General features: G+C 71.8%; 9 protein-coding genes. 5 read left to right on the top strand and 4 right to left on the bottom strand.

What is annotated here, in order from left to right; all coding sequences use genetic code 11:
• Nucleotides 1-152: 152 nt before the first annotated feature.
• The gene (locus ACLQ2T_RS04280; protein ID WP_425764650.1) at nucleotides 153-683 is read right to left on the bottom strand and encodes a GNAT family N-acetyltransferase; all 531 of its coding nucleotides are present in this window, start codon (nucleotides 681-683) and stop codon (nucleotides 153-155) included.
• A gap of 213 nt (nucleotides 684-896) precedes the next feature.
• On the opposite strand from ACLQ2T_RS04280, the gene ACLQ2T_RS04275 reads away from it, so the two are divergent.
• The 3 genes from ACLQ2T_RS04275 (at nucleotide 897) to groL (ending at nucleotide 4,377) form a co-directional block, all read left to right on the top strand.
• The gene (locus ACLQ2T_RS04275) at nucleotides 897-1,100 is read left to right on the top strand and encodes a cold-shock protein (RefSeq protein ID WP_018787966.1); all 204 of its coding nucleotides are present in this window, start codon (nucleotides 897-899) and stop codon (nucleotides 1,098-1,100) included.
• Nucleotides 1,101-1,565: 465 nt separating this feature from the next.
• On the top strand, nucleotides 1,566-2,480 hold the full coding sequence (locus ACLQ2T_RS04270; RefSeq protein WP_425764649.1) for a hypothetical protein: 915 nt from the start codon (nucleotides 1,566-1,568) through the stop codon (nucleotides 2,478-2,480).
• A 274-nt stretch (nucleotides 2,481-2,754) separates the two neighbouring features.
• Nucleotides 2,755-4,377, top strand: coding sequence for a chaperonin GroEL (gene groL, locus ACLQ2T_RS04265; protein ID WP_425764648.1), 1,623 nt, complete (start codon nucleotides 2,755-2,757; stop codon nucleotides 4,375-4,377).
• A 53-nt stretch (nucleotides 4,378-4,430) separates the two neighbouring features.
• Here the strand turns inward: groL and ACLQ2T_RS04260 are convergent, their stop codons facing one another.
• The gene (locus tag ACLQ2T_RS04260; protein WP_357530397.1) at nucleotides 4,431-4,670 is read right to left on the bottom strand and encodes a hypothetical protein; all 240 of its coding nucleotides are present in this window, start codon (nucleotides 4,668-4,670) and stop codon (nucleotides 4,431-4,433) included.
• A 202-nt stretch (nucleotides 4,671-4,872) separates the two neighbouring features.
• Nucleotides 4,873-7,281 (bottom strand): S8 family serine peptidase, encoded by a 2,409-nt coding sequence (locus ACLQ2T_RS04255; RefSeq protein WP_425764647.1) that lies wholly within the window; start codon nucleotides 7,279-7,281, stop codon nucleotides 4,873-4,875.
• Nucleotides 7,282-7,401: 120 nt separating this feature from the next.
• On the opposite strand from ACLQ2T_RS04255, the gene ACLQ2T_RS04250 reads away from it, so the two are divergent.
• Nucleotides 7,402-9,219, top strand: coding sequence for a glycerol-3-phosphate dehydrogenase/oxidase (locus ACLQ2T_RS04250; RefSeq protein WP_425764646.1), 1,818 nt, complete (start codon nucleotides 7,402-7,404; stop codon nucleotides 9,217-9,219).
• Nucleotides 9,220-9,304: 85 nt separating this feature from the next.
• The gene (locus ACLQ2T_RS04245; protein ID WP_425764865.1) at nucleotides 9,305-9,805 is read left to right on the top strand and encodes a hypothetical protein; all 501 of its coding nucleotides are present in this window, start codon (nucleotides 9,305-9,307) and stop codon (nucleotides 9,803-9,805) included.
• A gap of 3 nt (nucleotides 9,806-9,808) precedes the next feature.
• On the opposite strand, the gene ACLQ2T_RS04240 is transcribed toward ACLQ2T_RS04245, so the two are convergent.
• On the bottom strand, nucleotides 9,809-11,209 hold the full coding sequence (locus tag ACLQ2T_RS04240; protein WP_425764645.1) for an FAD-binding oxidoreductase: 1,401 nt from the start codon (nucleotides 11,207-11,209) through the stop codon (nucleotides 9,809-9,811).
• Nucleotides 11,210-11,273: the final 64 nt, after the last annotated feature.

Raw genomic sequence — 11,273 nt, 5'->3', positions numbered from 1 at the left:
GTTTTGGCCCGTGGGGGGGCCCTGTTGTGGGGGGGGGGGGGGGGTGCGGGGGCCCCCCCCCCCGGCGGGGGGGGTTTTGTTTTCCCCGCGGGGGGGGGGGGGGCCCCCCGGAACCCCTGCCTGGTCGGGCTGCGTTCGACGGTTCGGGTCTTTCAGGCGGGGCGGCGCATTTGGAGTTCTTGGAGGGTGGGGATGGTGGGGTGCGGGACGCGTACGCCGGTGTCCACGAAGCCCAGTCGCTGGTAGGCCCGGTAGGCGCGGTCGTTGCCGACCACCACTTCGAGCATCAGTTCGTCGCGTCGTTCGGCGCGTGACCAGGTAGCCACGGCCGCGACCAGATCCGCCAGCAGGCCGGTGCCGCGCCAGGCCGGGGTGACGTAGATGGCGTAGAGCAGGGTGACCCCGGGCTCTGCGGGGTGGGCTATGCCGCCGGCCTGTCCGACCAGGCGATCGCCCGGATCGGCGATGAACTGGGCGTTTGTGCGGCCCGTGGAGGTCTGGCGGATCCGGGCCGCGTACTCGGCGTGCGGGCGGGCGGCTGCCTCGGCGAGGGTCTCCAGGAAGGCCAGCGGCGAGTCGGCGAGCATCTCCAGACGCAGCGCACGCATGCGACCGGCGTCGGTGGGCCGGACCCGCCGCACCTCGGTCCGCGGACGAGCCACCCCGCCCGGAGCGCTGATCATGTCCGCATACCTATCACAATGACAGGCGACGATGTGGCTACTCGGATTATGCCCGATTTGCGGTCGTGCGCCGTCGTCACGCTTCGTGTACCGTGCGATTTCGGTCACCCTATTCCGCGGTCGTCGATGACTGCCGAGTGGGTGAGTTTCCGGGTGATCCGGCGTGCCGCCGGCCCCGGGTAGTGGAACGCCGTGCAGAGTGAGGACAACACCGTGGCACAGGGCACCGTGAAGTGGTTCAACGCTGAAAAGGGCTACGGCTTCATCGCCGTCGACGGCGGGCAGGACGTATTCGTCCACTTCTCCGCGATCGAGATGGACGGCTACAAGGCGCTGGACGACGGCCAGCGGGTGGAGTTCGAGATCGCCCAGGGCCAGAAGGGGCCCCAGGCGGAGCGGGTACGCCTCATCGCCTGAGTGCATCCCACCCAAGCCGGCAGATCGCCGGCACGGGTGCGTGGTCGCGGCCGGAGGGGGGCTGCGGGACGGAAACCTCACAAGGGAAGATCATGGACCGGATCCAGCTGTCGCTGAGGAGGGTTCATGTCCGACCAGCCACCCCCGGCAGGTCCGCCGCATTCGTCGCCTGAGGAACCGCCGCCGTCTGTCGGCGCCTCCGGTTGGCAGCCCACTGACCCGACCACGCCTGCCTCACCGCCCGCGGATCCGGCCGGGGTCGGCCCGTTCTCGCCACCGCCCCCTGGTGGGTCCGGTCAGCCCGGGGTCCCGCCAGCGGGTAGCCCACCACCCCATCCCGGCTATTCCGGCCAGCCAGTCCCGCCGGCCCAACCGTGGTACCCAGGTCAGCCGCCCTATCCGAACCAACCGGTGTATCCGGCCCAGTCGCCCTATCCGGGTCAGCCGGTGTATCCAGGTCAGCCGGTGTATCCGGGTCAGGCGGCCTATCCGGGGCAGCCCTTCCATGGCTGGTACGACCCGGCGGCGCACGGGTTCGACCCGGCCGATCCCCTGGTCACCCCGCCCGGGGTGGGGCTGGGTGCGTGGTTCGCCCGCTGCCTGGGTGCGGTGCGCCGGGGTTGGCAGCTGCTGTTGCCGATTCTCCTGGTGACCCAGGTGCTGCCGGCGGTGGCGCTGTCGGTGCTCGGGCTGATCTTCGATCCCTCGGCCCGGTGGGATGCCGAACTCACCGCCGACTCCACGGCCCTGCCCGCCAACTTCGGGATCGACCTGGCCATGTGGCTGGTGGTGCTGCTCGGCGGAAGTCTGATCTTCGGGCTGGTGCAGTGCGTCGGCTGGGCCGCCGGCACCTGGGTGGTCACCCGACAGGCGGCCGGCGAGCATGTCACCCTCGGCGGCGCCTTCGGTTATGGCCTGCGCCGGGCGCTGGGCCTCTGGGGCTGGACGTTGATCTTCACTTTGATCATGACCCTCGGCTTCTGTCTCTGCTTCCTGCCCGGTGTCTACGCGGCCTTCGCGCTGGCCATGGCCGGCCCGGTGTACCTGTTCGAGCGCCGTGACCCGATCGGTCGCTCCCACCGGATGTTGCGTGACCGGCTGGGGCTGCTGCTCGGCCGGGTGGCACTGACGGGCGGGGCGGTGATCGCCCTCGGGATCGCCGTCAGCATGGTGGAGGCGGCGGGGCTGACCCCGTTCGGCACCGAACCCCTCGCCGCCATGGACACCGCCGTCGGTGCGGTTCTGGCGATCAGCGGGGCGGCCCTGCTGGGGCTGCCGGCCTACCTGGCTCAACTGGTCGGGCTGCTGGTCACGTACGCCGAGCAGCGGGCGCACGAGGGGCCGGTGAACAGCGGGCAACTGGCTGCCGAACTCGGCTGAGCCGGGCCATCGTGCTTGCACTCGGCAGGTGAGAGTGCTAAACAAGTCATTGGCACTCGCATGGCGTGAGTGCCAACTGGTCGGGACGGTGGGGCTGCGGTCGCACTCGTGGCATAACTACGGGTGAGCACGTGGCCGGTCGTCGCGGGCTATCCGGCCCGGCCGAGGAGACGTCGTCGTCGCCAGGTGGCGACGTCCCAAGGTGCGTACACCAGACGGTTCATCCGGGGCACACACTCGGGTGGCCCGTGAGTGTCCAGGAGGACAACGCCGTATGGCCAAGATGATCGCGTTCGACGAAGAGGCGCGCCGCGGCCTCGAGCGGGGCATGAACCAGCTCGCCGACGCCGTGAAGGTGACGCTCGGCCCCAAGGGCCGCAACGTGGTGCTCGAGAAGAAGTGGGGTGCCCCCACCATCACCAACGATGGTGTGAGCATCGCCAAGGAGATCGAGCTCGAGGACCCGTACGAGAAGATCGGCGCTGAGCTGGTCAAGGAGGTCGCCAAGAAGACCGACGACGTGGCCGGTGACGGCACGACGACGGCGACCGTCCTGGCCCAGGCTCTCGTGCGCGAGGGTCTGCGCAACGTGGCCGCCGGTGCCAACCCGATGGCCCTGAAGCGGGGCATCGAGGCTGCCGTGGCCAGCGTCTCGGAGGAGCTGCTGAAGCTCGCCAAGGACGTCGAGACCAAGGAGCAGATCGCCTCCACCGCCTCCATCTCCGCCGGTGACAACACCGTCGGCGAGATCATCGCCGAGGCGATGGACAAGGTCGGCAAGGAAGGCGTCATCACCGTCGAGGAGAGCAACACCTTCGGGCTGGAGCTGGAGCTCACCGAGGGTATGCGCTTCGACAAGGGCTACATCTCGGCCTACTTCATGACCGACCCGGAGCGTATGGAGGCCGTCTTCGACGACCCGTACATCCTGATCGCCAACAGCAAGATCTCCTCGGTCAAGGACCTGCTCCCGATCCTGGAGAAGGTCATGCAGTCGGGCAAGCCGCTGCTGATCATCGCCGAGGACCTGGAGGGCGAGGCCCTGGCCACCCTGGTGGTCAACAAGGTCCGGGGCACCTTCAAGTCGGTCGCCGTCAAGGCGCCGGGCTTCGGTGACCGCCGCAAGGCCATGCTGACCGACATCGCCATCCTCACCGGTGGTCAGGTCATCAGCGAGGAGGTCGGCCTCAAGCTGGACGCCGCCGGTCTCGACATGCTGGGCCGCGCCCGCAAGGTCGTGGTGACCAAGGACGAGACCACCATCGTCGACGGTGCCGGTGACGCCGAGCAGATCCAGGGCCGGGTGAACCAGATCCGGGCCGAGATCGACAAGAGCGACTCCGACTACGACCGGGAGAAGCTGCAGGAGCGTCTGGCCAAGCTGGCCGGCGGTGTTGCGGTGATCAAGGTCGGCGCGGCCACCGAGGTCGAGCTCAAGGAGCGCAAGCACCGCATCGAGGACGCCGTCCGCAACGCCAAGGCCGCTGTCGAGGAGGGCATCGTCCCGGGTGGTGGCGTCGCGCTGGTGCAGGCCGGCAAGACCGCCTTCGACAAGCTGGACCTGACCGGCGACGAGGCGACCGGCGCGCAGATCGTCAAGATCGCGCTGGACGCCCCGCTGCGGCAGATCGCCGTCAACGCCGGCCTTGAGGGCGGCGTCGTGGTGGAGCGGGTTCGCAACCTCGACGCGGGTCACGGCCTCAACGCCGCCAGCGGCGAGTACGTCGACCTGCTGGCCGCCGGCATCATCGACCCGGCCAAGGTGACCCGTTCGGCGCTGCAGAACGCCGCGTCGATCGCCGCGCTGTTCCTCACCACCGAGGCTGTGGTGGCGGACAAGCCGGAGAAGACCCCGGCCGCCCCGGCTGGCCCGGGTGGCGGGGACATGGACTTCTGAGTCCAGCTCCAACGCCGAGAAGGGCGGGCCGCGTCAGCGGTCCGCCCTTCTCGTCATCTCGGCAACGGGCGCTGGTTACGCCGCTTCTGCGCCCGGTCGTACGGTGGGCGGTGCGGCACCGGCTCGTCCACCAGGATCAGTGGCTCCTCGGGTGGTTCGGCCGTCCCGGTCATCTCCGCCAGCTGCTCGGCGTCGCCGTAGTCCAGCCGGTCGATCGGAAGTGTGCCCGGCAGTTCAACCGGGACCCAGCTGACAGGCGACGCCTCGTGGGCCTGATCGTCGTCCGTGGTCATGGCTGCCTCCTCTATCCGAAACGGTAGGGGGCGTCGATGATCTGGGCGGGTGAACGGTGCTATAAGCGCTTATGTGCGGTTCACATGCTATGTCTGATCCGAGGTGCAGCGGCACGAAGGCCACTCATGGTGGAGTGCTGATGCCCCCACGCTAGCGAACATCTTGTGACCCCTTGGCGAAGGGCGCTCACGTTGGGTGAGGTCAGTCGCGGGCGGCCCGCACGGCCGCGTAGGCGTCCACCAGGCCGGCGCCGATCACGTTCTGCCTGCCACCGCAGGCGTCGGTCCGCTCTCCCGAGTCGGTACCGGCCTGCACGTCGGTGGCCGTGGCCCGCAGCAGTTGCCGGGTCCGGTCCAGATCGCCGACCAGGTCCGGATTGGCCGACCACATCAGCGCGACCACCCCCGCCACCTGGGGGGTGGCCATGGAGGTGCCGTCCAGCCTGGCGTACCCGCCGCCGGGCATCGCGGAGAGCACCTCCGCTCCGGGGGCCATCAGGTCCGGCTTGGCGGCGCCGGTGGAGGTCGGGCCACGGGAGGAGAAGGCGGTTACCCGGCGCTGCTGGTCCACCGCACCGACCGTGAGCACGTCCGGGTACGGCGCGGGCGGGTCCTGCACCGAGCGGCAGAACGGGCCACTGTTGCCGGCCGCCGCTACGACCAGGATTCCCGCGGCCTCCAAGGCGTCCGTGGCCGGCCGTAGGGCTGCCGGGTCGCAACCCTCGATCGGCGGGCAACCCCACGAGTTGGTCAGGATCTCCGGGGCCCGGGCCGGACGACCATCCGTGAAGGGGTCACCGCCGGACGGGAAGGGCGCCAGCATGAACTGGAGGCAGTCCAGGTAGGCGGCCGGATTGCCGAGGTTGCGGTCCAGATTGACGCAACCCACCCAGCTGGCCCCGGGGGCTACCCCGATGCCGCCCTGCCCGACCGCGCTGCCGGTCGTGTGGGTGCCGTGTCCACTGCGGTCGGTCGGGCTCCGGGTGCCGTTCCAGGGATCGAACCAGGAATCGTCGCCGCCCCGGAAGTTCCCGGCGAGGGCCGGGTGCTCCCCGTCGACCCCGGAGTCGGAACTGCCCACCGTCACCCCGGCTCCGGTGGTCCGCAGCTCGGACCAGACCCGGTCGGCACCGATCATGGTGATGTTCCAGGGTGGTTCGGTGGGCGCCGGGGCCTGACCGGAGGAGGATTGCGCGGGGGAGGGCAACGGCCGCAGCCGCTGACTGACCAGCACCCTGGCCACTTCGGGTCGGCCGGCCAGCCAGGCCCGTACCCCCGGCCCGCCGTCCACCTCGACCGCGTTGACCAGGTAGTAGGGGGTGTGGCCCAGCCGCAGTCGGCGCAGGTCGCGGCGCAGGTCGGCCTGGGTGCGCTCGGCGGTGGCCACCAGGCGTCGGTAGACCTCGTCGGCACGGAGGTCACGGCCCGCCTTGCCCGTGCCGGTCGGCAGTCCGGTGAGATCGGCCTGCTCGCGCAGCATCACGAAGAGTCGCTCGCCGTGCAGGCCGGGTTGGCCGGCAGCGGCACCGACCCCGACGACCGCGATCAACAGGGCCAGGGCGGTCAGCCCGGCCACCGCCGGGCGTGGCGGGCGGGCCGCCGGTCGGGCCAGCAGCAGGCCGTACGCGACAGCCAGCACGAGCGCGACGACCAGCCCGGCACCGGCGGCCACCGCGACCCAGAAGGGCAGGTCCCGGGAGGTGGCCAGCAGCAGGCTGATCTCCTCCGGGTCGGTGAAGGCCAACGGACCGAACACGGTGAGCCCGACCAGCCAGGCGGTCGAGGTACGGCCTGCGATCCCAGGGGCGCGCTGGGCCAGCGCGTGCAGGGCGGCCAGCGCGAAGCCCACCGGGGGCAGCGCCACCAGCAGCGGCAACTGGGCACCGGACTGGCCGGTGCCGGCCCCGACCAGCAACAGCACCACCCCGGCGACCAGTCCGCCCAGCAGGACCAGCCGCACCGGCCGGGGCGACCGGTCGCCGGTGAAGTGGCCCCAGAACCGGGCATCGAGCAGCGCCGCCGCCAGCGCCCCGACGGCCGCGGCGGCCAACCCGGCGAGGAGGGTCTCCAGCAGGCCACCGAGGGCACCGACCCAGACCCAGGGCAGCAGCAGGGCCAGCCCGGCGGCCACCGCTAGCCGGGTGGCCACGGACAGCCGCGGGAGGGCCGGTTGCGCGGGTGCACCCCACTGCTCGGTGCGGCCCAGCCGCCGTGACACCCACCGGGCCGCCAGGGTCAGCAGGGTGGCCGTGATCGCCAGCGCGGCGAGGTACGCCTCGTGGTGCACCGGTGGGATCGCGCGCAGCAGCCCGAGCACCGCCAGGGCCAGGGCGCCGGCCAGCCAGGCCCGACCGGTCCCCCGGACCGCCGCCGAGCGGGGCACCATGGCCAGCGGCAGGGTGGCCGTACCGATCGCCAGGGCGGTGATCAGGCTGGCCAGCGGCCAGAGCAGGGCCACCCGGTCCAGGGCGGCGATCAGCATGATCTGGTCGATGGCCCATCCACCGGCCTGGGACGCGACGGTGACGGCGACCGTGCCGCATCCGACCAGGACCGCGGCGACGACCGTCCAGGGGCTGCCCGGGGCGCCGGATGAGTAGTCCGCCCGCATCCGCACACCCTACGACGCGGGCTGCACCCCGGCTCTGGCCTCGGCACGAGAGCGGGGGCAGGAACCGGCCCGCCCCGGCGGCGAAGGTCGCTGCTGCGACCGGAGGGCTACCGTGGAGCGATGCGCGATCCACATCTGCCGCGATCCGTCGCCGGGCAACTCTCCCCCTCCCGCCGGGCTGATGACCTGCGTCGGCTGCGGAGTGAACGCTTCGATGTGCTGGTCATCGGCGGGGGTGTGACCGGTGCCGGGGCGGCCGTCGACGCCGCCTCCCGGGGCCTGAAGGTCGCCCTGGTGGAGGCGCGGGACTTCGCGGCCGGCACCTCCAGCCGGTCCAGCAAACTGATCCACGGTGGCCTGCGCTACCTGGAGCAGTTGGAGCTCCACCTGGTGCACGAGGCGTTGACCGAGCGAGGGCTGCTGGCCACCCGATTGGCGCCGCACCTGGTACGCCCGGTGCCCTTCCTGGTGCCGCTGCCCGCCGCCGAAGGCGTACGCGGTCTGCCCGCCCGGATCATCCGACGGGCCTACTACGGCGCCGGGGTGGCCGCGTACGACGCCTTCGCGGGTCTGTTCGGTGGTGGCCGGGGGATGCCGCTGCACCGGCATCTGAGTCGGGAGGGTGCCCGCCGGGTCTTCCCGAGTCTGCGGGCCGAAGGGCTGGCCGGTGCGATCCGCTACTACGACGGGCAGGTGGACGACGCCCGGTTGGTGGTCACCCTGGCCCGTACGGCCGCCAGCATGGGCGCGACCGTGGTGAGCAGTGCCCGGGCGGTCGGGCTGATCCGGCAGGCCCGGGAGGTGACCGGGGTCCGGGTGCGTGACCTGGAGGCACCGGAGGGTTCCCCGGAGGCGGAGTTCGAGGTGCAGGCCCGGTCGGTGATCGCCGCCACCGGGGTGTGGACCGATGACATGTCCCGGATGCTCAACGACGTCGGGCTGCGGCCGGGCGTCCGGGTACGGGCCTCCAAGGGGGTGCACCTGGTGGTGCCCCGCTCGGCGATCACCGGCGACACCGGGTTGATCCTGCGCACGGCGACCAGCGTGCTGTTCGTCATTCCCTGGGGTGGGCACTGGATCATCGGGACCACGGACACCGACTGGCGGCTGGACCGTTCCCACCCGGCGGCCTCCGCCAGCGACATCGAATACCTGCTGCGGCAGGTCAACACCGTGCTGGACCGGCCGCTGACCACGGCCGACATCGAGGGGGTCTACGCTGGGCTGCGTCCGTTGCTGGCCGGCGAGGCCGACTCCACCTCCAAGCTCTCCCGGGAACACGCCGTCATCGAACCGATGCTCGGACTGCTGCTGGTCGCCGGGGGCAAGTACACGACCTACCGGGTGATGGCCGCCGACGTGGTCGACCGGGCGGTCCGCCGGCTCGGCTGGCAGCGGCCCTCGCGTACGGCTGATCTGCCGTTGCTCGGTGCCGACGGGTACGCGGCCATGTGGCGGGACCGGGCCGACCTGGCCCGCCGGCACGGGCTGCCGGTCGGTGTGGTGGAGCACCTGTTGGAACGCTACGGCAGTCTGACCCTGGACCTGCTGGCCCTGATCGACGCCGATCCGCTGCTGGCCTCCCCGTTGGCGGGGGCACCGGAGTACCTGGCGGCCGAGGTGACCTACGCGGCCCGGGCCGAGGGCGCGCTGCACCTGGAGGACGTGCTGACCCGGCGGACCCGGATCTCCTTCGAGACCAACCACCGGGGGTTGGAGTCGGCCGAGCACGCGGCCGAGTTGATGGGCGCCGTGCTGGGGTGGGACGCCGACCGGCGGGCCCGGGAGGTGGCGCATTACCGGGCCCGGGTGATGGCGGAACGTCAGTCGCAGTTGATGCCGGACGACGCGACCGCCGACGCGGCCCTGCTCGGTGCCCCGGACGTGCGAGGTTACGCCGCAGACCGAGGTGTCGACGACGCCGGGCTGGCGCGCTGAGGAGTCCATTTAGGGCAGTGTTCACGGTAGATGTCCACCTGACGGGTTACGCGCGCTACCTACGGTGAGGTAAGTTCCGCGCGTGATGGCGCTTTCCTGGTCACGGTTGGCTACCGGCTCCGCTTCCGCCCTGCTGGCGGTCGCCCTCGTCGGGTGCGCCCCGTTCGGCGACCAACGCCAACCGGCGGCGGCCGGCGAGGCGGCCTCCGCCACCAGCGGCAAGCTGCGGGTCAGCCTGTTGCAGAACGAGGGTACGGACGGCCCGCTGCGCACTCTGAACGTGGAGCCGGACGGGCGCTGGGAGTGCGTCGACTGCGCGGGCGACGGGGTGACCTCCACGGGCACCCTGAGCCAGGAGCACTCGGAACGGCTGCAACTCCTGCTGGCCGATCCGGCGCTGGTGATGGAGACCGACGAGGCCCGCGGCTACAAGGTCACCTGCATCGGGGCCCTGACCTCCAGCCTGTTGACCACCGCCGGGTTGATCACCTCCCAGGACTGCCCCGGGGAGGTGCGCCCGCCGGTGGCGGAGGAGATCCTGCTGCTGCTCACCCAGAACACCCCCGCGCAGCTCACCGCGCCCTGAGTCTCAGAGCACCTTGCCGGGGTTGAGCAGACCGGCCGGGTCGAGGGCGGACTTGATCGCCTGGTGCACCCGTACCCCTACCGGCCCGATCTCCCGGGCCAGCCAGTCCCGCTTGAGCAGACCGACCCCGTGCTCACCGGTGCAGGTGCCGCCGAGTTCCAGGCCGAGGCGCATGATCTCGTCGAAGGCCCGCCGGCCGCGTTCCAGGCTGGCCGGGTCGGCACGGTCCACCACGATGTTGGGGTGCATGTTGCCGTCCCCGGCGTGGCCGACGACCCCGATCGGCACCGCGCACTCGGCCGCGATCCGGGACACCCCGTCGAGGAGGGCGGCCAGGGCACCCCGGGGCACCGCCAGGTCGTCGATGATCAGTCCGCCGTTGCCGCCCGGGTAGGCCTCGGCGGCGTACTTCTCCATCGCCGGATGGGCCAGCCGGCGGGCCTGCAACAGGGCGGCGGCCTCCGTCGCGTCGGTGGCCGCGTACACCTGCTCGGCGCCGGCCGCAGTGCAGACCGCGGCCAGTTCGGCCAGGTCCTCGGCGGCCCGGGGGCCGGTGTCGGCGGCGGCCAGCAGCAGCGCCTCGGCGTCGGTCCGCAACCCCATCGGCCGGTACGCCTCGATCGCCACCAGATGGGTGCGGTCGAGCAGTTCCAGCAGGCTGGGGGAGAGGCCCTGGGCGGCGATCCGGGCCACCGCCTCACCGGCCGCGCCGGTCGAGCCGAAGACGGCCACCAGGGTCAGCGAGGCCGCCGGGGCGGGCCGCAGGGCCAGGGTGACCTCGGTGATCACGCCCAGGGTGCCCTCGGAGCCCACGAACAGCCGGGTCAGGTCGTACCCGGCCACCCCCTTGGCGGTACGCCGCCCGGTGCGCAGCACCTCGCCGGAGGCCAGCACCACCTCCAGGCCGAGCACGTACTCCGTGGTGACGCCGTACTTGACGCAGCACATCCCGCCCGCGTTGGTGGCCACATTGCCGCCGATGGTGGAGGACTCCCAGGAGCCCGGATCCGGCGGATACCACAACCCGTGCCCGGCCACCGCCGCGCTCAGGGCCGCGTTGATCACCCCGGGTTGGACCACCGCGATCCGGCTCACCGGGTCGATCTCCAGGATGGCGTTCATCGCGGTGGTGCTGAGCACCACCGCGCCGTCGACCGCGTTGGCCGCCCCGGCCAGCCCGGTCCGCGCCCCCTGCGGCACCACCGGTACGCCGTACCGCCCGGCCGCGCGGACCACGGCGGCCACCTGCTCGGTGCTGCGGGGTCGGGTGACCACCAGGGGGGTGCCGGCGGCGCACAGGTCGGCCTCGTCCCGTTCGTACCCACGCAGCAGGTCCGGATCGGTGAGCACCGCGTCCGGCCCCAGGGCGGCACGCAGGTCTTCCAGCAGGGGTGAGGTGGCCATGTCGCCGAGGCTACGACCGGTCGTCGGTGATCATCAACCGGCCGTCCCCACCCGGTACGGTGGC

This window comes from Micromonospora sp. DT229 (assembly GCF_049844505.1).
In the GTDB taxonomy this organism is placed as follows: Bacteria; Actinomycetota; Actinomycetes; order Mycobacteriales; family Micromonosporaceae; genus Micromonospora.
Note: the sequence above shows the minus strand (reverse complement) of the source record. Positions and strands in the feature narration are given on the sequence as shown.